The organism is Mycobacterium mantenii, assembly GCF_001667865.1.
Taxonomy (GTDB): domain Bacteria; phylum Actinomycetota; class Actinomycetes; order Mycobacteriales; family Mycobacteriaceae; genus Mycobacterium; species Mycobacterium mantenii_A.
Window position 1 is genome coordinate 137731 of record NZ_LZJP01000100.1, and the last position, 23170, is coordinate 160900.

General features: G+C 68.1%; 23 protein-coding genes. 8 read left to right on the top strand and 15 right to left on the bottom strand.

Features of this window, described 5'->3' with window-relative positions; all coding sequences use genetic code 11:
* Positions 1-7: 7 nt before the first annotated feature.
* The 8 genes from A5688_RS18125 to A5688_RS18160 all read right to left on the bottom strand — a co-directional run bounded on the left by A5688_RS18125 (position 8) and on the right by A5688_RS18160 (position 7474).
* Positions 8-1432: a DUF6779 domain-containing protein gene (locus A5688_RS18125; RefSeq protein WP_067831297.1), complete on the bottom strand. Its 1425-nt coding sequence runs from the start codon at positions 1430-1432 to the stop codon at positions 8-10.
* 123 nt (positions 1433-1555) lie between these two features.
* A complete protein-coding gene (locus A5688_RS18130) occupies positions 1556-2032 on the bottom strand; it encodes a DUF3180 domain-containing protein (protein WP_067831303.1) in 477 nt (158 codons plus the stop codon).
* Positions 2032-2580 (bottom strand): 2-amino-4-hydroxy-6-hydroxymethyldihydropteridine diphosphokinase, encoded by a 549-nt coding sequence (gene folK / locus A5688_RS18135; protein WP_067908723.1) that lies wholly within the window; start codon positions 2578-2580, stop codon positions 2032-2034. Before folK ends, A5688_RS18130 begins: the two co-directional genes overlap by 1 nt.
* Positions 2581-2629: 49 nt before the next feature.
* Positions 2630-3031, bottom strand: a complete 402-nt coding sequence (gene folB, locus A5688_RS18140) for a dihydroneopterin aldolase (RefSeq protein WP_067908720.1) — start codon at positions 3029-3031, stop codon at positions 2630-2632.
* Positions 3024-3875, bottom strand: a complete 852-nt coding sequence (gene folP / locus A5688_RS18145; protein ID WP_120312558.1) for a dihydropteroate synthase — start codon at positions 3873-3875, stop codon at positions 3024-3026. The genes folB and folP overlap by 8 nt, the downstream gene beginning before the upstream one ends.
* Positions 3872-4474 carry a GTP cyclohydrolase I FolE gene (folE, locus tag A5688_RS18150; RefSeq protein ID WP_067831312.1) on the bottom strand — a complete coding sequence of 201 codons (603 nt, stop codon included), beginning with the start codon at positions 4472-4474 and terminating at the stop codon, positions 3872-3874. Before folE ends, folP begins: the two co-directional genes overlap by 4 nt.
* Before the next feature lie 16 nt (positions 4475-4490).
* Positions 4491-6929 carry an ATP-dependent zinc metalloprotease FtsH gene (gene ftsH, locus A5688_RS18155; protein ID WP_067831314.1) on the bottom strand — a complete coding sequence of 813 codons (2439 nt, stop codon included), beginning with the start codon at positions 6927-6929 and terminating at the stop codon, positions 4491-4493.
* A 131-nt stretch (positions 6930-7060) separates the two neighbouring features.
* The gene (locus A5688_RS18160) at positions 7061-7474 is read right to left on the bottom strand and encodes a VOC family protein (RefSeq protein WP_067908714.1); all 414 of its coding nucleotides are present in this window, start codon (positions 7472-7474) and stop codon (positions 7061-7063) included.
* 114 nt (positions 7475-7588) lie between these two features.
* Here A5688_RS18160 and A5688_RS18165 point away from each other — a divergent pair, with 114 nt between their 5' ends.
* From A5688_RS18165 to A5688_RS18175, 3 genes are read left to right on the top strand one after another with little or no spacing between them, the layout of a single operon-like run.
* Positions 7589-8548, top strand: a complete 960-nt coding sequence (locus A5688_RS18165) for an alpha/beta fold hydrolase (protein WP_207546692.1) — start codon at positions 7589-7591, stop codon at positions 8546-8548.
* The gene (locus A5688_RS18170) at positions 8545-9732 is read left to right on the top strand and encodes an LLM class flavin-dependent oxidoreductase (protein WP_067831323.1); all 1188 of its coding nucleotides are present in this window, start codon (positions 8545-8547) and stop codon (positions 9730-9732) included. Before A5688_RS18165 ends, A5688_RS18170 begins: the two co-directional genes overlap by 4 nt.
* Entirely contained in the window at positions 9732-10745 is a 1014-nt protein-coding gene (locus A5688_RS18175) for a zinc-binding dehydrogenase (protein WP_067831325.1), read from the top strand. The genes A5688_RS18170 and A5688_RS18175 overlap by 1 nt, the downstream gene beginning before the upstream one ends.
* Before the next feature lie 26 nt (positions 10746-10771).
* Here the strand turns inward: A5688_RS18175 and A5688_RS18180 are convergent, their stop codons facing one another.
* Entirely contained in the window at positions 10772-11986 is a 1215-nt protein-coding gene (locus A5688_RS18180) for a PPE family protein (protein WP_067908708.1), read from the bottom strand.
* A gap of 13 nt (positions 11987-11999) precedes the next feature.
* Entirely contained in the window at positions 12000-12299 is a 300-nt protein-coding gene (locus A5688_RS18185) for a PE family protein (protein ID WP_067831330.1), read from the bottom strand.
* A gap of 581 nt (positions 12300-12880) precedes the next feature.
* On the opposite strand from A5688_RS18185, the gene A5688_RS18190 reads away from it, so the two are divergent.
* The 3 genes from A5688_RS18190 to A5688_RS18200 all read left to right on the top strand — a co-directional run bounded on the left by A5688_RS18190 (position 12881) and on the right by A5688_RS18200 (position 16460).
* Positions 12881-14464: an HNH endonuclease signature motif containing protein gene (locus A5688_RS18190; RefSeq protein ID WP_067908705.1), complete on the top strand. Its 1584-nt coding sequence runs from the start codon at positions 12881-12883 to the stop codon at positions 14462-14464.
* A 194-nt stretch (positions 14465-14658) separates the two neighbouring features.
* Positions 14659-15573 carry a hypothetical protein gene (locus A5688_RS18195; RefSeq protein ID WP_067908702.1) on the top strand — a complete coding sequence of 305 codons (915 nt, stop codon included), beginning with the start codon at positions 14659-14661 and terminating at the stop codon, positions 15571-15573.
* A gap of 149 nt (positions 15574-15722) precedes the next feature.
* On the top strand, positions 15723-16460 hold the full coding sequence (locus tag A5688_RS18200; RefSeq protein ID WP_067831336.1) for an SIMPL domain-containing protein: 738 nt from the start codon (positions 15723-15725) through the stop codon (positions 16458-16460).
* 81 nt (positions 16461-16541) lie between these two features.
* Here the strand turns inward: A5688_RS18200 and hpt are convergent, their stop codons facing one another.
* Genes hpt through dacB form a run of 4 tightly spaced genes read right to left on the bottom strand, consistent with a single transcriptional unit; the run spans position 16542 to position 20606 of the window.
* Positions 16542-17153 (bottom strand): hypoxanthine phosphoribosyltransferase, encoded by a 612-nt coding sequence (gene hpt, locus A5688_RS18205; protein ID WP_067831338.1) that lies wholly within the window; start codon positions 17151-17153, stop codon positions 16542-16544.
* 50 nt (positions 17154-17203) lie between these two features.
* Positions 17204-18178: a tRNA lysidine(34) synthetase TilS gene (tilS, locus tag A5688_RS18210; RefSeq protein ID WP_067908697.1), complete on the bottom strand. Its 975-nt coding sequence runs from the start codon at positions 18176-18178 to the stop codon at positions 17204-17206.
* Positions 18157-19224: a zinc-dependent metalloprotease gene (locus A5688_RS18215; protein WP_067908730.1), complete on the bottom strand. Its 1068-nt coding sequence runs from the start codon at positions 19222-19224 to the stop codon at positions 18157-18159. Before A5688_RS18215 ends, tilS begins: the two co-directional genes overlap by 22 nt.
* On the bottom strand, positions 19221-20606 hold the full coding sequence (gene dacB, locus A5688_RS18220; RefSeq protein ID WP_120312559.1) for a D-alanyl-D-alanine carboxypeptidase/D-alanyl-D-alanine endopeptidase: 1386 nt from the start codon (positions 20604-20606) through the stop codon (positions 19221-19223). The genes A5688_RS18215 and dacB overlap by 4 nt, the downstream gene beginning before the upstream one ends.
* Before the next feature lie 124 nt (positions 20607-20730).
* Here dacB and A5688_RS18225 point away from each other — a divergent pair, with 124 nt between their 5' ends.
* Positions 20731-21219 carry an inorganic diphosphatase gene (locus tag A5688_RS18225; protein WP_067831343.1) on the top strand — a complete coding sequence of 163 codons (489 nt, stop codon included), beginning with the start codon at positions 20731-20733 and terminating at the stop codon, positions 21217-21219.
* A gap of 58 nt (positions 21220-21277) precedes the next feature.
* Positions 21278-21970, top strand: a complete 693-nt coding sequence (locus A5688_RS18230; protein WP_067908693.1) for a hypothetical protein — start codon at positions 21278-21280, stop codon at positions 21968-21970.
* Here A5688_RS18230 and A5688_RS18235 read toward each other — a convergent pair.
* On the bottom strand, positions 21967-23061 hold the full coding sequence (locus A5688_RS18235; RefSeq protein ID WP_067831347.1) for a DUF475 domain-containing protein: 1095 nt from the start codon (positions 23059-23061) through the stop codon (positions 21967-21969). The two genes, A5688_RS18230 and A5688_RS18235, sit on opposite strands and share 4 nt — an antisense overlap.
* Positions 23062-23170: the final 109 nt, after the last annotated feature.

Below are 23170 nucleotides of genomic sequence, written 5' to 3' on the forward strand. Positions count from 1 at the left end.
TCCCAGCTCAGCCTTCGCGGCGACGGCGACGGCCGCCCTCTGAGGGCTGCACCTGCAGGCGGGCCAGCAGGTCTGCCACCGACTGGCCGCCGGTTGAGGCGCCTTCTCCGCCGCCTTCGGGGTCCTCCTGCTGCGGGTCACCGCCGTGCCGGGGCGCCTGCTCGGGCGCGGGCGGCGGCGCCAGGCGCGGGGGTGGCGGCGCACCCGCGGACGGGCCCGGCTGCATCGGGGGAGCCGACGGTGGGGGCGGCGTCGCCGCGGCCGGAGGGGGTGCGGCCGGGGGCTCGTTGGTGGGTGCGAAATTGCGCGCACCGTAGTCCCGGTACTCCGTCGAGTGGCGCGACCTCGCCCGGCGCCCGGCGTCGCCGTACGGCGGTGGTGGCACCGGCTCGACGGGCAGGCCGTCCCAGGCCTCGTCGTCGCCCGAATGCCGGGCACGCCGCCGCCCACCGGCCGATTCCGCGGGTGAATCGGCGCCGGCCCAATTGCTGCCCGGGGCACCCGGCGGCAACCACTGTCCTTCCGCGGCGGCCGGCTGCCAGCCCTGGCCCGGCCAATGCGCCTGGGAGTGTCGCTGAGGTTCTGGCACCGGTTCCGGTTCGGGCTCCGGCTGCGGCTCCGGCTGGAACTGGGCTGCCGCCGCCGGGGCCGGTGGCGGTTGGTGACGAGGCTCGAACCGCGGCTCCGCCGGTCCCGCATACGGGGCCTCTTCGGCGTACGAGGGCTCCTCAGCGTAGGCCGGATCCTGGGCCGGTTCGTACCGGTAGCGCTCACGCCGGGACGGCTGCTGCCGAGATGGCATCAGCGGTTCCTCGGGCACGTCGATGATGGCGTCGTCGGCGCGGCCGGAGTTGTCCTGCGGCACGGTCGTGACCCGGTCGCTGGGCACCCAATCGACCGGGGCGTCGCGGGGGTTCTCGCCGTTGCGATCCCACTCGCTGTACGCGCGCTCCGGCTGCGGCTCGGCCTCGGGTGTCCCGCCGAGGGCCGGGCGGTGCGCCAGGTCGGTGTCGAACAGGATTTCCAGGCTGGTCCGCAGGGCGGAAAGCTCCGCGCGCAACTCGGCCAAATCGTCGGCGGCCTGAGCGCGCAGCTCGGAGGCCAGCTCGCGGCGCAGCTGGGACTCGACGGTCAGTTCGTATTCCCGCCGGGCCGAGATCTCCCGGTCCAGCTGTAGGTCGTAGACCAGCTTGAGGTCGCGGACCCGGGACTGATCGGCGTCGCTTTGACGGCGATAGAGCACCGAGACGAAGGCGCCGGCGACTGCGGCCCACAGCGCCAGGATTACAGCGAGCTTGAGAAGTTCCACCCGATTGGTGAAAACCAATGCGGAACTGGCCCCTATCGCAAGGACCAGCAACGCCGTCAAGAGCACCCACCCCGGCCTGCGGCCGCCGCGCCGTACTCGGGCGCCGCGGGACAGAACGGTCATGGCCTGAGAGTACCTGCGCGAGGTCAATCCGCGTGTCGCGCGGCTCCGGCGATTCTCGCGCGGGTTGTCCGCGGGGGCGGATGCGTCGATCGCCCGGTGACCGGTGGCAATCCCGGCGCGGGGCTACGTTTCCGCACCCTCGCCGTGCTCGGTCTGATCCGGCGGCGACTTGCAGCAGTGTTGCAGCCACAGCGCGGCGACGAGCAGCGCCAGCGCGCTGACGGCCGCCACCACCGCGCCCGAGGTGTCCTCGGCGGCGGCCCGCAACCAGGACTTGCGCGGCAGGAAGTACACCAGGACGCCGACCCACCAGCCCAGCATCAACGCGCCCACCCAGGCCGAGGCCTTGGCGACTACCAGGCTGCGGGCCACCGCAAGCGGATGCAGCCAACCCGGCCCGGACCCGATTTCGCCCTCGTTGATCTTGGCCCGCACGTAGCGCGCCCAAAGCGCCTCGACGACGGCCATCGCCAACAGCGACAGCCCGGTCCACACCGTGATCCGCGGAAACCACCGGAAAAGGCCGGTGACCAGCAGGTACCCCACCACGGCCGCGCCGACTACCGCGGCGGTCAGGTCACGCTTGCGGGTGGGTCCCATCAGGTCGTCGGCCCGGGATCGACCGGCGACTTCCCGTTCGGCGCAAGCTTCAGGCCGGTCAGCCGGACGCCGTCCCGGTCGGCCGCTTCGAGCTGGGCGAGCAGGCCGGCGACGGGCTGCGGCCCGTCGGCCAGCGTCAGCCGCGCATCCGGATCGACGTCCAGCCACGGGATGAGCACGAACGCCCGCAGGTGGGCCAGCGGATGCGGCAGCGTGAGGTTGTTGTCCCGGGAGATCACCTCCGTTGGGCCGTAGCAGGCGATCAGGTCCACGTCGAGGGTGCGCGGGCCCCAGCGCTCGCCGCGCACCCGGCCCGCGGCCCGCTCGAATTCCTGCGCGCGGCGCAGCCAGCCCTGCCCGTCGCGGGCCGGGTCGTCGGCGATCAGCACCGCGTTGAGGAACGGCGCCTGATCCACCCGGCCCCAGGGGTCGGTCTCGTACACCGGCGACACGGCCTGCACCGCCTCTCCCAGCCCGTCGACGACCGACTGCAACCGCGCCAGTCGGTCACCCAGGTTGGAACCGATGGACAAGACGACGCGCGTCATGGGCGCCCCTCAATGCCGGCCGAGCCGGCATCATCGTCGTGGTCGCGCGTCATAGCGCCCCGCCCGCCGGAACCACCGAACCGCGGCCGCCGCGGCGCGACCGCCGCACCACCACCGCGACGTCGGCGAACTGCTGCGGGATCGGAGCCTGCGGCTTGTGCACCACCACCTCGACGGCATGCACACGTTCGTCGTCCATCACCTGATCGGCGATCTGGGCCCCGACGGTCTCGATCAGGTTGCGCGCGGGCCCGGCCACCACGTCTGCGGTGAGCTGGGCCAGCGCGGCGTAGTCGTAGGTGTCGGCCAGGTCGTCGCTGGTGGCGGCGCCGGCGAGGTCGATCCACACGGTGATGTCGACGACGAAGTCCTGACCGTTGGTGCGCTCGTGGTCGAAAACTCCGTGTTGTCCGCGAACCTGCAACCCGCGCAACTCGATTCGATCAGCCATTGTCTCCAGCCAGCTTCGTGTGCGACCCGGCGGTCCAGGCCGCTACGACCTTGAGGGCATCGACCGTGGCCCGCACATCGTGCACTCGCACCCCCCAGGCCCCGTGCAATGCGGCCAGCGCGGAAACCACCGCGGTGGCCGTCTCGCGCCCATCGGGCGGTCGCGGCGAACCGTCGGCCCCGGCTAACAACGTACCGAGGAACCGTTTGCGCGATGCGCCCAGGAGTACCGGGATGCCGGTGGCGACCAACTGCGGCAGGGCATGCAGCAGCGCCCAATTGTGTTGTCCGGTCTTGGCGAACCCCAGTCCGGGGTCGATCATCAGCTGACCGGGGTCGACCCCGGCGGACACCGCGGCGTCGACGCTGGCCAGCAGCTCGGCGAGCACCTCGGCGACCACGTCGCGGTAGTGCGGCGCCGCGTGCGGACGCTCGGCCGACACCGATCGCCAATGCATCAGCACCCAGGGCACTTTCGCGTCGGCCAGCAGCGGCGCCATCGCGGGATCGGCGCGGCCACCGGACACGTCGTTGACGATCCGCGCTCCGGCGCACACCGCCGCCCGCGCGACATCGGCGTGCATGGTGTCGATGCTTACCGTAATGCCTTGTGCCGCAAGATTTTTAACAACGGGAACGACACGGGCCGACTCCACGTGTGGATCGATCCGCGTGGCGCCGGGCCGGGTCGACTCTCCCCCGACGTCGACGATGTCGGCGCCGTCGGCGACCAGGGCCAGACCCTGCGCCACGGCCTTGTCGGGATCGAGGTAGCGGCCGCCGTCGGAGAACGAATCGTCAGTGACGTTCAGAACTCCCATTACCTGCACAGGCGCCAAACTCACTTACGCAGGATCAGGTCGAGCGCCTCGGCTCGAGAAGCTGCGTTGGTCTTGAACAGGCCGCGCACCGCCGAGGTGGTGGTGACCGCCCCGGGCTTACGCACACCGCGCATCGCCATGCACAGGTGCTCGGCCTCGACCACGACGATCACGCCCCGCGGATTGAGTTTTTTCACCAGGGCGTCGGCGATCTGGCTGGTGAGCCGCTCCTGCACCTGGGGCCGCTTGGAGTACAGGTCGACCAACCGCGCGATCTTCGACAGACCGGTGACCCGGCCGTCGTTGCCCGGGATGTAGCCGACATGGGCCACACCGTGGAACGACACCAAATGGTGTTCGCAAGTGGAGTACAGCGGAATTTCCTTGACCAGCACCAACTCGTCGTGGTCCTCGTCGAACATGGTGTTCAGCACGCTGTCGGGATCGGTGTAGAGCCCGGCGAACATCTCGCGGTAGGCGCGGGCGACGCGGGCCGGCGTTTCCCGCAGCCCGTCCCGGTCGGGGTCTTCGCCGATCGCGTGCAGCAACTCGCGGACCGCGGCCTCGGCGCGATCCTGATCGAACAGCCGCGTCGTGGTCATCGCAGTGTCCGGCAGCGCCATCGAATCCTCCGTTTGCTCAGCCGTGCGCCGGCGGGTTGGACCGGCTCACGTCCTCATCCTGCCGGTCCGGCGAACCACCCTCCGGGGCGGGTTGGCCGGGCGGCGGATACGGGGGATATGGCGGGTAGGCCGGACGCGCCTGACCGGGGTGACCCGCGCCGCCCTGCTGACCGGGATAACTTTGCTGACCGCCCGGATGCCCCTGCGGTCCGGGATAGCCCTGCTGCGGGCCCGGGTAGCCGCGCCCCGGCTGCGGCCAATAGGGCTGCTGTCCGGGCTGCGCGGGCGGATGCCAGTACGTCGGCTGTTGTTGCTGCGGCGGCCATCCCGGCGCGCGCCAGCCGGCCGGGGCGCCATAGTCGGGTTGGGTGGGCCCCTGCGGCTCTCCCTGACGGCTGCCGTCGCCTTGAACACCATGAGAACCGTTGCCGCCGTTGGCGTTTCTGTCGGCCTCCACCCGTGCGGCGGCAGCGGCTTCGCTGGCCCGCGCGATAGCCGCCTTGAAGGCGGGCTCGGGGGTCGGCGGGGGCCAGGGGTCGCCGCGCTCGATCGCGAGTTCGCCGGGCGTCTTGATCGGCGGCTTGTCCGACGGGATACGGCCGCCGAAGTCGTCGAACATCGTGAGCCGTGGCCGTTTTTCGACACCGGAGAAGATGCCTTCCAGCTCGGCGCGGTGCAGGGTTTCCTTTTCCAGCAGCTGGCCGGCGAGGATGTCGAGAATGTCGCGGTATTCGGTGAGGATCTCCCACGCCTCGGTGTGCGCGGCCTCGATCAGTTTGCGGATCTCGTCGTCGATGTCGCGGGCGACCTCGTGCGAGTAGTCCGCCTGCGTTCCCATCGTGCGGCCCAGGAACGGGTCGCCGTGCTCCGAACCGTATTTGACGGCACCGAGTTTGGAGCTCATCCCGAATTCGGTGACCATCGCCCGCGCGATCTTGGTCGCCTGCTCGATGTCCGACACCGCGCCCGTCGTCGGCTCCCGGAAGACCAGCTCCTCGGCGGCGCGTCCGCCCATGGCGAACACCAACTGCGCGATCATCTCTGAGCGGGTCCGCAGGCCCTTGTCTTCCTCCGGCACCGCCACCGCGTGCCCGCCGGTGCGTCCACGCGCCAGGATTGTCACCTTGTAGATCGGCTCGATGTCGGGCATCGCCCAGGCCGCCAAGGTGTGCCCGCCCTCGTGATAGGCGGTGATCTTCTTTTCCTGCTCGCTGATGATCCGTCCCTTGCGGCGCGGCCCACCGATCACCCGGTCGACCGCTTCCTCCAGCGCGGCGCTGGTGATGACGGTGCCGTTCTCGCGGGCGGTGAGCAGCGCGGCCTCGTTGATGACGTTGGCCAGGTCGGCGCCGGTCATGCCGACGGTGCGCTTGGCCAGCCCGGCGAGGTCGGCGTCCGGGCCGATCGGCTTGCCCTTCGAGTGCACTTCGAGCACCGCTTTGCGACCCGCCAGGTCCGGATTGGACACCGGGATCTGCCGGTCGAAGCGGCCGGGCCGCAGCAGCGCCGGGTCCAGGATGTCGGGCCGGTTGGTGGCGGCGATCAGGATGACGCCGGCCCGCGGGTCGAACCCGTCCATTTCGACCAGCAGCTGGTTCAGCGTCTGCTCGCGCTCGTCGTGACCGCCGCCCAGGCCCGCGCCGCGCTGGCGTCCCACCGCGTCGATCTCGTCGACGAAGATGATGCACGGGTTGTTCTGCTTGGCCTGGTCGAACAGGTCGCGCACCCGGGACGCGCCGACGCCGACGAACATCTCGACGAAATCGGAGCCGGAGATCGTGAAGAACGGAACCCCGGCCTCCCCGGCGACGGCGCGGGCCAGCAGCGTCTTACCGGTTCCCGGCGGCCCGTAGAGCAGCACGCCCTTGGGGATCTTGGCACCCAGCGCCTGATAGCGGCCCGGGTTCTGCAGGAAGTCCTTGATCTCGTAGAGCTCCTCGACCGCCTCGTCGACGCCGGCGACGTCGGCGAACGTGGTCTTGGGCATGTCCTTGGAGAGCTGTTTGGCGCGCGACTTGCCGAATCCGAAGCCCATCCGGGCGCCGCCCTGCATGCGCGAGAACATCACGAACAGCCCCACCAGCAGCAGCAGCGGCAGGACGTAGACCAGCAGCTCGCCCAGGATGCTGCCCTGGTTGACGACGGTGCTGACCTTTGCGTTCTTGGCGCTCAGCGCGTTGAACAGGTCGACCGCGTAGCCGCTCGGGTATTTGGTGATGACCTTGTCGGAATTGTCGGTGTCACCGTTGCCCTTTTTCAGGGTCAATCGCAGTTGCTGTTCGCGGTCGTCGATCTGCGCGCTCTTGACGTTGTCGCCGTTGATCTGGGACATCGCCACGGACGTGTCGACGGGCTTGTAGCCGCGGGTGTCGTCGCTGAAGTAGAAGAACGACCAACCGAGCAGCACCACGACCGCAATTGCCGTGATGGTGCGAATTACGTTTTTCCGGTTCATCAATCATCGGCCTTGCCGGCCAGGTCCTTCCCCGATATACACGCAGCTGGAAAAGTCCAGGCTACCGCTAGTGGCGATCGCCAGCTCCGGTGGAGCCGGGCCCTCTGTAGTTAACGACGGGCAGTTCCCGACTACTCGTAGTACCGGGCCTCAACCACGTTGCCGTCCGGATCGGCGAAGTAGTACCCCTGCGGCGCCCACCCGCGCGCGCCGAAGCTCCGGTTCAACCGCGCCCCGGTATCCACCCCTTCGGCCTGCAGCCGCCGGTCCAGCGCGTCGAATTCGGCCTTGGACATCGCCAGGCAGACGTGATTCACCGGGTGGCCGGCGCTGCCCTCGGTTCGGGTCAAAGTCTGGGTCGCCGAGATGCCTTCGGCGGGCATCAGGTCGATGATGGAGTCCGCGCAGATCCGCACGCTCGGAAACGGCGCGTCGCCGGCCTCGAATTCGGCGAAGCGGACCGGTTCCAGCCCGACGACGCGCGTGTAGAAGTCCATCGCCACCCGCGGATCCTTCGTCCAGAGCACCACATGGTCCAGCCGCATCAATTCGAGTATTCCCGCCTTCCGGCCCTTTCAGTGAGCAACCAAACGCATTTCGCGTAGGCCACACCGATTCGGGGCCTTCTCAGCCCGCAGTCGTTGTGCTTTGGTGAGACGGTGCCCCCAACCGAACGGTTAGTAGATACCAATGGTGTGCGGCTACGGGTGACCGAAGCGGGCGACCGCGGCGCACCCGTGGTGCTCCTGGCGCACGGCTTTCCCGAACTGGCCTACTCCTGGCGCCACCAGATCCCCGTCCTCGCCGAAGCCGGCTACCACGTGCTGGCACCCGATCAGCGCGGCTACGGCGGTTCGGACCGTCCGGAGGCGGTCGACGCCTATGACATTCATCAGTTGACCGCCGACCTGGTCGGTCTGCTCGACGACGTCGGCGCGCAGCGCGCCGTGTGGGTCGGGCACGACTGGGGCGCCGCCGTGGTGTGGAACGCCCCGTTGCTGCACCCGGACCGCGTCGCCGCCGTCGCCGCGATGAGCGTCCCGGTGACGCCGCGCCCACACGTGGCACCAACGACGGCGTGGCGCAAGACCTTCGGCGAGAACTTCTTCTACATCCTGTACTTCCAGGAGCCCGGCGTCGCCGACGCCGAATTGAACGCCGATCCCGCCCGGGTGATGCGACGCATGATGGGAAGTTTGCGATCCGGCAAGGACGCGCTGGTGCGGATGGCCACCCCCGGTCCGGAAGGCTTCATCGAGCGCCTGCCCGAACCCGACGGGCTGCCGGAGTGGATAAGCCAGGACGAGCTCGACCACTACATCGCCGAGTTCACCCGCACCGGTTTCACCGGCGGCCTGAACTGGTATCGCAACTTCGACCGCAATTGGGAGACCACCCCCGAGCTCGACGGCGCGAAGATCTCGGTGCCGTGTCTGTTCATCGGTGGGACGGCCGATCCCGTCCTGTCTTTCACCCGCACCGACCGCGCCTCCGACGCGATCTCCGGCCCGTACCAACAGGTGATGATCGACGGGGCCGGGCATTGGCTGCAGCAGGAGCGCCCGGACGAGGTGAATGCGGCCTTACTGGAATTCCTCAACGGATTGGAGCTGCAATGAGCGCACCGCTGCGTTTCGGTGTCTTTATCACCCCGTTTCACCCGGTTGGCCAATCTCCAACGGTGGCACTGGAATACGACATGGAACGCGTCGTCGCGCTGGATCGGCTCGGATTCGACGAGGCGTGGTTCGGCGAGCACCACTCCGGTGGCTACGAGCTGATCGCCTGCCCGGAGGTGTTCATCGCGGCGGCCGCCGAGCGGACAAAGCACATCCGGCTGGGCACCGGGGTGGTGTCGCTGCCCTACCACCATCCGCTGATGGTGGCCGACCGCTGGGTGCTGCTGGACCACTTGACCCGCGGCCGGGTGATGTTCGGCACCGGTCCCGGCGCGCTGCCCTCGGACGCCTACATGATGGGGATCGACCCGATCGAGCAGCGCCGGATGATGCAGGAGTCCCTCGAGGCGATCCTGGCGCTGTTCCGCGCCGCACCCACCGAGCGAATAGACCGCCACTCCGACTGGTTCACCCTGCGCGACGCGCAATTGCACATCCGGCCATATACCTGGCCCTACCCCGAAATCTCCACGGCGGCAATGATTTCGCCATCAGGACCGCGATTGGCCGGCGCACTCGGCACCTCGCTGCTGTCGCTGTCGATGTCGGTGCCCGGCGGCTACGCGGCGCTGGAAACCACCTGGGACGTAGTCCGCGAACAGGCCGCGAAGGCCGGCCGCGACGAGCCGGACCGGGCCGACTGGCGCGTCTTGAGCATCATGCACATCGCGGACAGTCGTGAACAGGCCATCGACGACTGCACTTACGGGCTGCAGGATTTCGCGAATTACTTCGGCGCTGCGGGATTCGTGCCGCTGGCCAACAGCGTGGAAGGCACCCAGACGCCACACGAGTTCGTCGCCGACTATGCGGCCAAGGGAAACTGCTGCATCGGCACGCCCGAGGATGCCATCGCCCACATCGAAGACCTGCTCGACCGCTCCGGCGGTTTCGGCACCCTGTTGATGCTGGGCCACGACTGGGCCTCGCCGCAGGCGACGTACCACAGCTATGACCTGATGGCGCGCAAGGTGATTCCACACTTCAAACGACAGCTCGAAGCGTCTCGCTCGTCGCATGATTGGGCGAAAGGCATGCGCGACCAGTTGATCGGCCGCGCGGGCGAGGCGGTGGTCAAGGCCATCACCGAGCACGTCGACGAGCAGAAAGACGCGGTGCACTGATGCGCGCGGCAGTGCTACGGGATGGCCGCATGGTCTACCGGGACGACGTGCCCGACCCGATTCCCGAAGCCGGCCAGGTGCTGGTGGGTGTGCGGGCATGCGGAATCTGCGGGTCCGACCTGCATTTCGCCGCGCACGGCGCGCAGGTGCTGGAAATGAGCGACCGGGTGGCCGGCGGCACGGGCGGCATGCACGTCGACCTGGACCACGACATCTTCATGGGCCACGAGTTCAGCGCCGAGATACTCGAAGCCGGCCCCGACACCGATACCCACCCACCGGGCACCCTGGTCACATCGTTGCCGGTGCTGTTGTCCGCCAAGGGCGTTGAACCGATCGTCTACAGCAACAACACCATCGGCGGCTATGCCGAACGGATGCTTCTCTCGGCGCCGCTGCTGCTGCCCGTCCCCAACGGCCTGGACTTCAAACATGCCTCCCTCACCGAACCCATGGCGGTGGGCCTGCACGCGGTCAACAAGTCCAACATCGCGCCCGGCGAGACGGCCCTGGTGCTCGGCTGCGGCCCGATCGGGATCGCCATCATCGCATCACTTCGGGCGCGTGGTGTCGAAACCATTGCGGCATCTGATTTTTCGCCCAAACGACGGGAACTGGCCACCGCCATGGGGGCCCGCCAGACGCTGGACCCGGCCCAGGGTTCGCCGTTCGACACCGTCAAGCCCGCGGTGGTGTTCGAGGCGGTCGGCGTGCCCGGGATCATCGACGACGTGCTCCTTCGGGCGCGGCCCGGCACCCGCCTGGTGGTCGCCGGCGTGTGCATGCAACCCGACACCGTCCATCCGTTCTTCGCGATCGCCAAAGAGATCAACGTGCAATTCGTACTGGCCTACACCCCCGACGAGTTCGGCGATTCGCTGCGCAGTTTGGCCGAGGGCGAGATCGACGTCAGCCCGCTGATCACCGGCGAGGTCGGCCTGGATGGGGTCGGCGCGGCGTTCGACGATCTCGCCGACCCCGAGCGGCACTGCAAGATCCTCGTCACGCCCTGACGGTTGCCGGTCGTCGGGTTCCCTCACTACCCCCCGGCCGGTGGATGCGCCACCATCGTGGGCTTGAACCCGTACCGGGGGGCGGCGAAGTGGGCTGCCAGGCCCCGGCCGGCGCCGCTACCCAACATCGGCAACCCGCCTACGGCGTTGGTGGCGGGCTGTGCGGCGGCCACGCTCTCGACGCCCGCGAGCGTGGCGATCGTGGGCGTCGCGGCCGGCGCGGCGGCGGCCCACGCCTGCGGTACCGACAGCGCCCCGATCGACACCGACCTGCCCAGCGCGCTTCCCATCCCGGCGCTCGACAGCGTGGCCGGCAGCACCGTCTCGGCGGCCCTTCCGACACTTTCCACCGCCTTCGCAGCACCCGCCGCGGCCTTCGGCACCAACGATTGACCCAGGCCTTCAATGTCTTTGAAGATCGTGACGAAGAGCCTGGTCGGGGACACCCACTCTTTGAACATGTCGATGGGCGTGCCGGGATGCAAGGTCGACGATCCGGTGAGCGTCTCCAGCAACGCGCCCGCCCATCCAGGCAGCTCCACGGTTCCCCCGGCGAGCGGATTCGTCACTGCCTGCGCCATCGCCTGGGGTGCGGAGAGCTCTGACAGCGCACCTGGAAGCGCCTGCGTCAGCGTGGCGAGCGCCTGAGTGTCCGTGGCCGTGGCCCCGACCGCTTGCGCGACCGCGGCACCCTGGGCGGCAAGCCCACCCGGATTGGTGGCGGGCACCGCCGGGTCGAAGGGCGCCAGCGTCGAGGCCGCCGCCGAGGCTCCGGCATAGCCGTACATCGCGGCCGCGTCCTGGGCCCACATCTCGACGTACTGCGCCTCGGTCGCCGCGATTGCCGCTGTGTTCTGGCCGAGAACGTTCGTCGCCAGCAGAACCGTCAGCAACTCCCGGTTGGCAGCGACTTCCGCCGGCGCCACCGCCACGGCGAGTGCGGTTTCGTAAGCACCCGCAGCCGCCGCGGCCTGAGCGGCGGCCTGTTCGGCTCGTTCGGCGATGCCGTTGAGCCATGCGATCTGAGCGGCCGCGGCAGCGGCCATCGAAGCCGCCGCCGGACCCAGCCAGGGCCCGTCGGTGAGCTGGCTGACCACGGACAGATAGGACGATGCCGTCGTGAGCAACTCGGCGGCCAACGCATCCCAGGCCGCGGCCGCGGCCATCATCGGTTCTGACCCGGGCCCGGCATAGATCAATGCCGAGGTGACCTCCGGCGGCACTTGCGCGAAATCCAGCATGACTCCCCGTCGCCTAACCGACGATCTCGGTATTGGCGGCCTCGGTAGCCGCGTACGAACCCGCGGCGATCCCGAGGGTCGTCGCCAACTGCTGCTGGAACCATGCCGCCTGTGCGCTGATTGCCTGATAGAGCTGGGCGTGCGCGGCGAACTGGGCGGCCGTCAGGGCCGACACCACGTCCGCGGCGGCCGGAGCCACCGATGTTGTCGGGCCGGCCGCGGCCGCGTTTCCGGCGAATAGCGCCGCGTTGATCGAGTGCAGCTCGCTGGCCGCCGCACTCAACTTCCCCGGTTCCGTGATCACGATCGACATTCGCATTCCTCCCTGATTGCTCTTTGCGTCAACAACTTTCAGTGCATCGATTTCGCCACCGCTGCGAATCACCGGACACGTTAAGCCACGGCCGTTTGGGTATTGCCATGTCACGAGCGGGCTGTTAATCCTCGATTCGATCGGCGTTCATATGATTCGTGGCAGATTGCTGAGCGTTTCCGGGGACTATGTGTGCGGCCTTGCAAGCCTGGTTCGAGTTCGATATGAACGAGACAGCAGTCGATTTGAGTCACCATTGATGGCACCGGCCTGGATTTTTGACGTGAGTTGACCAGTCTTGACTACGAAACCTGTTGATGCACCGAGTAATTCGACTTCATATCAATGGCAGGCGAAAATCCGCTCGCGGCCCCGCAACGTACCCGCCGCATGGGGCATCGCTGGGGGGCACTGAGATTGCGCAGAGAGCAGACACATACACCCGGCCCAGACCGGGGCGCCAGCGTAACGGCTCACAACAAATACAGATGCTCGGCCGTCGGCGCATCAGAGTTCGGCATGAAACCGTGTTCCGTCTCGGCACACCCGGATTGTCGGGCCCCGGCGCTAGTATCGAATGTATGTTCGAATCTCCGTCGGATCCCGCGGCGCTGGTGGGAGTGATCGAGTCCACGCATCGGGAGGAATCGATGCTGGTGGCCCGTCGGCTTTCGGCGGTAGCGGCGTTGCTTCGGCACCGCGTGGCGACCGCTGAACAGCCCGACCGGGAGTACGCGGAAATCGCCGGCTTCGAGCAGACGGCCGCCGAGGTCGCCGCCGCGATGAACCTCTCCCCCACGGGCGCCAGCTACCTGGTGTCGTATGCCGAGGCGCTCGACATCAGGTTGCCCAAGATCGGGGCCCTGCTGGCCGAGGGCCGAACAGATTGGCGCACAGTGCGGTTGATCATCAGCCGTACCGATCTGGTCACCGACCACAGGCTGATCGCCAAGATTGACCGTTCGCTGGCCGACCGCATCGGCAACTGGCACGGCTGGTCTAGGCAACGGATTGTCAACGCCGTCGATGCCGCCGTGCGGACCGCCGACCCCGACGCCGCCCGCGAGCGCCGCCTCGCCGCCGAGGACGACCGCCACATCGGAATCAGCGCCTCCGACAATGGGATGGCCGAGATTCACGGCTCAGTCGCGGCCTCGGCCGCCGCCGCCTTCGACCGGCGACTATCCCAGCTCGCGAAGCAGGTGTGCCCGGCGGACACGCGAACCATGGACCAGCGACGAGCCGATGCGCTCGCCGCGCTGGCTGAAGGCCGTGGATTGGCCTGCGCCTGTGGACGACCGGAGTGCCCCGCCCGCGTGGGCGACCACGAGCCCGCCACCGATCAGGCCCTGGCGCGTGTCGTCATCAATGTGGTGGCCAGCGAGCAAACCGTCCACGCCAATGGGGCCGAGCCCGGCTACCTCGAGGGCTATGGCGTCATCGATGCCGAGCAGGTGCGCCAATTGGCCGCCGCGGCATCCGTGCTCATCGCCGATCCAGTGACGAGCCCGGTCGAGGCGCTGCGCTATCAACCTTCCGCGGCACTGGAGCGGGCCGTTCGATGCCGGGATCTGACCTGCCGCTTCCCGGGATGCAGCCGGCCGGCGGTGGTCTGCGACCTCGACCACACCGTTCCGTTCAACCACCAGGATCCGGCGGCGGGCGGTCCAACCACGGCGGAGAACCTCAAATGCCTCTGCCGCCAACATCATCGGCTCAAAACGTTCGGTGGCTGGCGGGACAAGCAACTTGCCGACGGAACCGTGGTGTGGACATCGCCGAGTGGACGCACCTATCGCACCTCGCCCGCCGGTACCGACCTCTTCGCACAACCGCGCCGACCGGCTTGCGTGACGCCTGAACCGAACCGGCGAATCAGATCACAGCAGCGCAGCGCACGAATTGCGCGAGCCCGCAAACACAATCGCGAGCAAAGGCCGATCAACGAGGCCCACGTGCGGCTCGAACAGGCGCGGAAACAGGAGATCGAATCGCGCAAATTTCGAAATCACATGCGCGACATGCTGTTCCTGTTCAAAGGCACCCCGAGCACCAGCCCGTATTGCACTTGGGTGAACGATCCCAGGGAACCGGAAGAATTGCCGCCGGATTGGACGCCCGACGAACCGGTGCTGCAACCCTTGCCGGACGACCCACCCTTCTAGAACCACCGGGTTACTCCATTTTGCCCAAAAACTCTGCAATCAGCCAGATCGGCCGATATTCTCCGCGCACAGAAACCGGGCACGCCCGAAGCGAATAAAAGGAAAGCGCTCGTGATCCGGCAGTAGTAGGCGGCATGAACGACCGGAAATCAACTCCCATCACTCTCGCCATATACCGTGACATACGAGTCGGCATGGTGATCATTACGCTGATGCTCGGTTTAGCCATCCTGATCGAACAGTTATCGGCAACCTGCTGGCAATTCGCCATCAGCGCTTACTATTACACCTCCGCGCACAGCATCATGATCGCCGCGCTACTGGCGCTGGGCGCGCTACTCATCATGTACAAGGGCAGCAACGACACCGAAAATGTGTTGTTGACCCTGGCCGGGGTCGCCGCGTTGATGATCGCGATGGTGCCGCAGGGTCGACCCGCACCCCTGTGCGGGAAGAATGATCTGCCGCCCCAATTCGTGCCCGCAATCCAGCCCAATGTCTGGACGGTCGTTGTCGCGCTGATCGTGGGCTGGTCGGCTATGGCCGTGCTGCACTGGCGCAACCACTCTCGGCATAAGAGAAGCCCGCTGGGAACCGTCGCGCTGTTGATTTTCTGGGTAATTATGGCGCTCGGCTTTATTGCCCTTGTCTTTTTCCCGAACTGGTTCTACGCGCATATCCACGGCATCTCCGGCGTCTTGCTGCTCTTGTCCTTCATCATCACCGTCTTCTGCGCCGCATACGTTGTGGCGCACGAGGACACTGAGAAGTCACCGCACAAGGACCGCTACATGTGGTTCTACGGGATCATTGCCGTAGCGATGATCGTGACGTTAATCGCAGTTGTCGCAGTGCATCTCAAGCGTCCCGGATGGGAGCCATGGGTCATCTGGTTGGAATCGGCGGTGATCCTCGAGTTCGCGTTGTACTGGGCGGTTCAAACCTGGGAACTGTGGGATTCACCTGACCGCATTGGGCGCCTCCCCGCCGATGTCCAGAGTCGGCTCGCGGATAAACGGGCGAAGAATGGCGGATTCCGTGGATTGAAGTCCGACCTGACCGGGCCTCCCGACGGCGGCCCGGGCGGAGGGCTATTGCCGCTTCTTTAGGGCAGGCCGGCGGCGGGCATGGCACCGAAGCGCACCAATTGCGCTCTGACGCAAGGACAATTGTGAGCAGCACCCCGTCGTGAAGAGGGGCAGTCCGTGACGGATGAAGCATCCTCGTTTCGAGGCAAGGTAGACGCTAGTGTCCAGTCATGCCGACACGCAGCATCAAAAGATCCGTCCACCGATTCATCGCCGCAGTCGCGGCCGGCCTGACAATCGCCGCCCTACCCGCGTGCGACAAGCGCAGCCCGGCGCAGCCCGGAGCCAACCCCCGTCAGGTCACGGTTGTGGGAACCGGTCAGGTTCAAGGCGTCCCGGACACCCTGACCGCCGACGTCGGCATCGAATTCACCGCATCCGACGTCACCGCGGCGATGAACCAGACCAACGACCGGCAACAGGCGGTCATCAACGCGCTGACGGGCGCCGGCATCGACCGTAAGGACATCAGCACCACCGAAGTCACGCTGTCGCCGGAATACAACAACCCCGCGCCCAGCGGCACCGCCGCCATCACCGGGTATCGCGCCACCAACGCCATCGCGGTCAAGATCCACCCGACCGATGCCGCGTCGCGGCTCCTGGCCCTCATCGTCGGCACGGGCGGCGACGCCACCCGGATCAAGTCCGTCCGCTATTCGATCGCCGACGATTCACAACTGGTGAAGGACGCCCGGTCGCGCGCGTTCAACGACGCCAAGAGCCGCGCCGAGCAGTACGCCCAGCTGTCCGGGCTGCGGCTGGGCCGGGTGCTGTCCATTTCGGAGGCCACCGGCAACACCCCGCCGCCGGTCGGGGCGCCGCGAGCCATGCCGTCCATGGTCCCGCTGGAACCCGGCCAGCAGACCGTGAGCTTCTCGGTGACCGCGGTATGGGAGTTGGACTGAGCCCGATGGCGGCGACCCGCCGCGCCCGGCTTGGCCGCGCTTGCGATCACCGCTAGCCCGACGGCGAATCGGGGCCCCGATCTACTGCTGGTAGACCCTGGGGTCCAGGGTGCCTATGTAGGACAGGTCGCGGTAGCGCTCGTCGTAATCGAGGCCGTAGCCGACGACGAAGTCGTTGGGGATGTCGAAGCCCACGTAGGCGATGTCGACGTGGGCGCCCTGCGCGTCGGGCTTGCGCAGCAGCGTGCACACCCGCAGCGAACGCGGGTGCCGCGTGGTGAGGTTGCGCAGCAGCCAGGACAGGGTCAGGCCCGAATCGACGACATCCTCGACGATCAGCACATCGCGGCCCTCGATGTCGCGGTCCAGGTCCTTGAGGATCCGCACCACGCCGGATGAGGACGTCGATGACCCGTAGGAGCTGACGGCCATGAATTCGAACTGGGTGGGCACCGGAATCGCGCGGGCCAGGTCGGTGACGAAGATCACAGCGCCCTTGAGCACGGTGATCAGCAGCAGATCCTGTCCGGTCTCGGTCGCGATGTCGCGGTAGTGCTGCCCGATTTCGCGGCCGAGTTCGGCGATTCGCGCCTGAATTTGCGCCGACGTCAGCAGGACAGACTTGATATCCCCGGGGTACAGCTCCGCGGGTTGGGCTGGGGTGATCGCCGAGGAGATCTGGGCCACGCCCACAGAGTGCCACGACGGCGGGCGAATAACCAACGGCAGCCCCGAAATTGCGGCTAACCGCCCGGCTTGCCGACCGGCTCGCGCCACAGCGTGAGCACACCGTCGCGGCGGCCCGCGAACAATCGTTCGTCCGGCACCGAGGACCCCACCGCCACCCCGCCCTGCCCGTGCCAGCCGGTGACCAGGGTGTCCACCCCCCGGATCTGCTTGTCGGTCAGGCCCGTTGCGCCGCCAGCCAGCAGCCAGGCCCGAATCACCCGGCGCCGGACGGGCGCGTCCAGCACCTCCAACGCCGGCACCCGCAGGCCCGAGTCCGCCGCGGCCCCGGGCAGCGCCCGGGCGGCCAACGTGTCGATCAACTCGGAGTCCTCCCGCAACGCCGTCGCGGTACGGGCCAGCGCGTCGGCCACGCCGCCGCCGAGCACGTCCTCCAGCAGCGGCAGCACCTCGGTGCGCAGCCGGGTCCGGGTGAACCGCCGGTCGGCGTTGTGCGGATCCTGCCAGGGCGTCAGGCCCAACTCCCGGCAGGCGGCGTGCGTCACGGCGCGCCGAACCTCCAGCAGCGGCCGGCACCACGGCGGATCGTAGGGACGCATCCCGGCGATCGAGCGCACCCCGGACCCCCGGCCCAGCCCGAGCAGCACCGTCTCGGCCTGGTCATCGAGCGTGTGGCCCAACAACACCGGGCCGCTGTGATAGGCGCCCAACGCGGCATAGCGGGCGGAACGCGCCGCCGCCTCCGGGCCGCCCTGGTTGCCCACCTGAACCCGAACAACTTGAGCCGCAACGCATCCCAATGAGATGGCCTGCGCCCGGGCAGCGTCGGCGACGGCGGCCGAGCCAGGTTGGAGGCCATGATCGACGACCACGGCGGTGGTGGGCCGCAGCTGGGCCGCAACCGCGGTGAGCGCCAGGGAATCCGGGCCGCCGGACAGCGCCACGCACCACTGTTCGACGGTCGCGAGGTGGGTCTTGATGAACGCCTCGACCGCCGCGCGCAGCCGGCCTACAGCACCCTGTCGATCCATCGCTGGGGTTCTTCGATCTCGCTGGGCAACGGCAGCGTTTCGGGGCCCGTCCAGATGGCGTTGAACCGCGCCATGCCCACTTGGCCGACCACGTGGTCGACGAACGCCTTGCCGCGGGTGTATTGGCTGAGCTTGGCGTCGAGCCCCAGCAGCGCGCGCAGCAACCGCTGCAACGGCGGCTGTTTGCGGTGGCGGCGCTCGTCGAACCGGCGGCGGATGGTGGCCACCGACGGCACCGCCATCGGCCCGACGGCATCCATGACGTGGTCGGCGTGGCCCTCCAGCAGGGTGCCCAGCACCAGCAACTGGTCCAGCGCCCGTCGCTGCTCTTCGGACTGCACCGCACGCACCAAACCGAGAATCCCCGCGCTGTTGGCGTCGGGTGCCGGCCCACCGCGGTTGCGCGCGTATTCGGCGAGCCGGCCGATCACCTGCCCCATGTCCTCACCGGTGTCGCGGGTCAACAGGCCCAGCGCCTGCGACATGTAGCCGGGCAGCCACGGGTTGGCGGTGAACTGCACGCGATGGGTGACCTCGTGCAGGCACACCCACAGCCGGAAATCCGACGGCTCGACCCGAAGCTGCCGCTCGACGGCGATGACGTTCGGATACACCAGCAGCAGGCAGCCCGTCTTGGCGCCGTTGGCAGTGGCGAACGGGTCGTACTGGCCGAGAATCCCCGCCGACACGTAGGCCAGGACCGCGCCCGTCTGCGCGCCGGTGACGCGACCGGTGAGAAACCCGCGCGGCTTCTCGGCGCCGTTCATCATCACCCGCATCGACTCGGTGGCCGCGCCGATCCAATCCGGGCGGTCGACGATGCGGGCGGCCGGCACATGGCCCTTGTCAAAGCCATTGGTGACCAGGCCGGTGACGTCGCGCACCAACGGCTCGGCTTTGGTCGAGGCACGGGCCAACTCGTCGATCACCTGGCGCTGGGTGTACTCGCTGGACGGCGGACCCGGCCGGGCCAGCCGCCGACCGACCGTGGCCGCGAACTGCCAGTCGACGGCGGTACCCAGCGTCAGGTCCGGCGTCGACGTCATGAGCACCCGCAGGACCACAGCCGGGTCGCCAGCGCGTCCATCACGTTCCGGCCGTTCGGCCCGGCGTTGTTGGAGAGGAACGCGAAGGTGAGCACCCGGCCGCTACGGTCGGTGAGCACCCCCGCCAAGGCATTGATGCCGGTCAGCGAGCCGGTTTTGGCCCGCAACCACCCGGCGGGACCCTGGGCCGTCGAGGCGTCGGTGAAGCGGTCGGCCAGCGTCCCGCTGCCGGCGGCGATCGGGAGCAGATCCAGCAGCGCCCGCAGCGACGGCTGGTCGGGGCCCGCCGCGGCCTGCAGCACGCCGTCGAGCGTCTTGGCGGTCAGCCGGTCGTCGACCGAGAGCCCACTGGAATCCAGCAGCGCCAGTCCCGCGGTGTCGACGTGGGCGGTGGTCAACCGATTGCTCACCGCATCGGCGGCGCCGGCGAAGCTGCGGGGCCGGTTGATCGCGGCCGCCACCTCGCGGGCGATGCTCTCGGCCAGCACGTTGTCGGAGTGGTCCATCATCTCGGACAACCGCTGGACCAAGGGCGCCGACTGCACGACCGCCAGCTGCCGGGCCCCCGACGGGGCGTTGGCGATCGTCACCGCATTCGGGTCCAGGCCCAACGCCTTGGCCAGCTCCCGCCCGGCGTCCAGCGCCGGGGTGTGGGACCGCCGCGAGTTGACCGTGCTGGGCTGGATGCGGCCGGCGTCGATCATCACCGATTCCATCGGCGCGATGTCGCCGTTGTCGATGTCGGCCAGGTCCCAGCCCTGCGCGATGGTCGGCCCGCTGAACGCCGAGGTGTCCACCTGCACCCCGGTGGGCGTCACGCCGCTGCGGCGGATCTGTTCGACGAGGTCGCTGATCCGCGCCGACCCCCGGTACCAGGTGTCCACGCCGGGCGGCGCCGCCGACAGCGCCGGATCCCCGGCCCCCACCAGCACGACGGGTCCCTGAGCGTTCTGGCTGCCGGCCACCACGCGCGTGCTGATCCGGGCCTGACGGTCCAGGGTCAGCAACGCCGCGGCCGCCGTGAGCACCTTGTTGGTCGACGCAGGCACCAGCGGCATGTCGTCCGCCACCTGCCACAGCTCTTTCCCGGTGATGGCGTCGGTGACCCGACCGCCCAACCGGCCCAGGTTGGGGTCGCCCGCCACCGGCGCCAGCATCGCGCCGACGCCGGGACCGCTGGGTAGCTCGGCGGTATCGCTCACCGGGACCATCCCCGGCTTCACCGCCGGGGCGTGCGGGGGCGGGATCGGGGCATGCGCGCTGTTGGCGCCGTGGCCGGTCGTGGTGAAAAACGTTGCCGCCACCACTACCGCGGCGACAAACGCCAGCACGCCCAACCCGATGAACACTGGGGTGGATTTTTGCCAGCGAGTACCGGCCATCACTCTCCTGACTGTCTCCAACCCATTCTGCCGAATCGGCGGCGATGCGCTCGACTAGGGTGTAGCAGAGCAAAATTGGCCTGCCCAAACAGACGCCTTCCTCGACAGACAAGGAGCCGACGCGGTGGAATTCGACGTGACCATCGAGATCCCGAAAGGCCAGCGGAACAAGTACGAAATCGACCACGACACCGGGCGGGTTCGTCTGGACCGCTACCTGTACACGGCGACGGCTTATCCGGCCGACTACGGCTTCATCGAAGACACCCTCGGCGCAGACGGCGACCCCCTGGACGCGATGGTGCTGCTGCCGCAGTCGGTGTTTCCCGGAGTGATCGTCGAGGCGCGCCCCGTCGGCATGTTCCAGATGACCGACGAGAAGGGCGGCGACGACAAGGTGCTCTGCGTTCCGGCCGGCGACCACCGCTGGGACCACATCCAGGACCTCGACGACGTTCCGGAATTCGAACGGGAAGTCATCAAGCACTTCTTCGTGCACTACAAGGACCTGGAACCGGGCAAGTTCGTCAAGGCCGCGGACTGGGTCGGCCGCGACGACGCCGAGGCGGAGATCCAGCGTTCGATCGAGCGGTTCAAGGCCCAGGGGCACTGACGCTTACGGCGTAACCGCGCCGGCGCCGCCGCGGGATTCTCGGTGGCATCCTGGCGATGTGACCCCGGTGCTGCATTTCGCCGCCAACTTCTGGTGGTTGGTGTTCCCGCTGGGCGGTGCGATCGGCGGGGGCCTTCGGGCCATCGCCGCGGCCAACGAGCGTCGCGCCGAGCGCCGGATGGAGCGGTACCGGTTGAAGCAGCAGGCCAAGATCGCGGTGGCCGAGGCAACCGGACGCGGACGGGCCAACGAGGAACACGACCGCCGAGAACTCGCCAAGCTCGTTGCCGCGCACGACCGTACCGACGCCCGGTGGTTTGACTACGAACTCGACATCGCCAAGCTGTTGGACTTCCCGATGATGACGAACATGCGCGACCCGCTCACCATCGCGTTTCACAAGGCGAAGCACCACGCCGATCTGCTGCGGCCGGAGCCGCCCGACGCCCTGGTGGGCAACCGGGATGCGCTGCTGGACTACCGCGACGCCGTCCACGAGTACCTCAGCGCGTTCGAGATCGCCGAGGCGGAGGCGATCCGCCGCCGGCGCAGCGACTTCTCGGCGGACGATCAGCAGCGGCTGGCGCGCGCCCAGCACCTGCTTCATCTGGCGCACGACGAGGCGGCGACGCGTGAGGAACGCCAGAACGCTTACGCGCGGGCGACCAAAGAGCTCGACGGCCTGATCGTGCTTCCCGCCCCCGCCCGGGCGGCGATCGAACGGCGCATCGCCGGGCAGATCGAGGCCTAGCGGGGCCTTGTCACGCCCCGGCGCGCGTCGCGGCGGTTGCGCAGGATGCTCCAGCCCAGCGCCGCCGCGATGAACACCACCCCAACCGAGGCGGTGACCGGCTCGGGAACGGCGAATCGCGGCTCGATGGACAACAGCATGATCACGGCCAGCGCCCCGATCGCCCAGTGCGCCCCATGTTCCAGATACACGTACCGGCCCAGCGCTTCCTGGCGGACCAGGTAGATGGTGATCGACCGGACGAACATCGAGCCCACCAGCCCCAGCCCCAGCGCGATGACGATGGGATCCGAGGTGATGGCGAACGCGCCGGTGACGCCGTCGAACGAGAACGCGGCGTCGAGAACTTCGAGGTAGAGGAACAGGGTCAGGCCGGCCCAGCCGGTCGCCGCGCCGGCCCCGGATTCGGCGTCGCCTTCGGGGTCGGATGGCCGAAACGCCCGGCTCAATCCGTTGACCACCAGATAGGTGACCAAGCCCAGCAGTCCGGCGGTCAGCACCGTGGCCGCCTCGTCGGCCGAGTGCGTCAACCGCGTGCCCACCAGGACCAGCACCACACCGGTCACCACCAGCGACACCTGACCCAGCCGGCCGATGCGCGCGAACGGGATCTCAATCCACTTGAGCCACTTGATGTCTCGGTCATAGAAAACGAAATCCAGAAACAGCATCAAGAGGAAGATCCCGCCGAACGACGCGATCTGGGGGTGGGCCACGATGACGAGCTTTTCGTAGCTGGGCGAGCCGTCGGGAAATTCCAGTGCGCCGTGCGGCGGCGGATGCAGCGCCAGCTCCATCGCCCGCACCGGGTCGAGGCCCGCGGTCACCCACACGATGAGCAACGGGAAGAGCAATCGCATGCCGAACACGGCGACGAGGATCCCGATGGTCAGGAACATCCGCTGCCAGAACCGGCTCATCCGTTTCAGGACCGCCGCATTGATGATGGCGTTGTCGAACGACAACGACACCTCGAGGGCGGCTAGCACCACCAGCAGATAGAGGTCTTTGAAACCGCCGTAGGCATATCCCAGGCCGAGCGCCGCCGCGGTGACCACGAGCGAGATCCCGAAGGTACGCAAAGCGGACATGGATCCTTCCCGACGGCCAGCCCACACTAGCGAACCGCGTCGCCGCCGGGGGCGCCGGCCGCGGGCCGCATAGAATTTTCAAATTGTGGCGATACATCGGGACAGTCGG

Bases quoted from the DNA above. Each gene is read 5' to 3' on its own strand.
- folB (WP_067908720.1), bottom strand. From the start codon at position 3,031: ATGGCTGATCGAATCGAGTTGCGCGGGTTGCAGGTTCGCGGACAACAC.
- A5688_RS18190 (WP_067908705.1), top strand. From the start codon at position 12,881: ATGTTCGAATCTCCGTCGGATCCCGCGGCGCTGGTGGGAGTGATCGAG.
- A5688_RS18125 (WP_067831297.1), bottom strand. From the start codon at position 1,432: ATGACCGTTCTGTCCCGCGGCGCCCGAGTACGGCGCGGCGGCCGCAGG.
- A5688_RS18180 (WP_067908708.1), bottom strand. From the start codon at position 11,986: ATGCTGGATTTCGCGCAAGTGCCGCCGGAGGTCACCTCGGCATTGATC.
- A5688_RS18175 (WP_067831325.1), top strand. From the start codon at position 9,732: ATGCGCGCGGCAGTGCTACGGGATGGCCGCATGGTCTACCGGGACGAC.
- ftsH (WP_067831314.1), bottom strand. From the start codon at position 6,929: ATGAACCGGAAAAACGTAATTCGCACCATCACGGCAATTGCGGTCGTG.
- folE (WP_067831312.1), bottom strand. From the start codon at position 4,474: ATGGCGCTGCCGGACACTGCGATGACCACGACGCGGCTGTTCGATCAG.
- A5688_RS18185 (WP_067831330.1), bottom strand. From the start codon at position 12,299: ATGTCGATCGTGATCACGGAACCGGGGAAGTTGAGTGCGGCGGCCAGC.
- dacB (WP_120312559.1), bottom strand. From the start codon at position 20,606: ATGGCCGGTACTCGCTGGCAAAAATCCACCCCAGTGTTCATCGGGTTG.
- A5688_RS18200 (WP_067831336.1), top strand. From the start codon at position 15,723: ATGCCGACACGCAGCATCAAAAGATCCGTCCACCGATTCATCGCCGCA.
- A5688_RS18235 (WP_067831347.1), bottom strand. From the start codon at position 23,061: ATGTCCGCTTTGCGTACCTTCGGGATCTCGCTCGTGGTCACCGCGGCG.
- tilS (WP_067908697.1), bottom strand. From the start codon at position 18,178: ATGGATCGACAGGGTGCTGTAGGCCGGCTGCGCGCGGCGGTCGAGGCG.
- A5688_RS18160 (WP_067908714.1), bottom strand. From the start codon at position 7,474: ATGCGGCTGGACCATGTGGTGCTCTGGACGAAGGATCCGCGGGTGGCG.
- A5688_RS18130 (WP_067831303.1), bottom strand. From the start codon at position 2,032: ATGGGACCCACCCGCAAGCGTGACCTGACCGCCGCGGTAGTCGGCGCG.
- A5688_RS18215 (WP_067908730.1), bottom strand. From the start codon at position 19,224: ATGACGTCGACGCCGGACCTGACGCTGGGTACCGCCGTCGACTGGCAG.
- A5688_RS18170 (WP_067831323.1), top strand. From the start codon at position 8,545: ATGAGCGCACCGCTGCGTTTCGGTGTCTTTATCACCCCGTTTCACCCG.
- A5688_RS18195 (WP_067908702.1), top strand. From the start codon at position 14,659: ATGGTGATCATTACGCTGATGCTCGGTTTAGCCATCCTGATCGAACAG.
- folK (WP_067908723.1), bottom strand. From the start codon at position 2,580: ATGACGCGCGTCGTCTTGTCCATCGGTTCCAACCTGGGTGACCGACTG.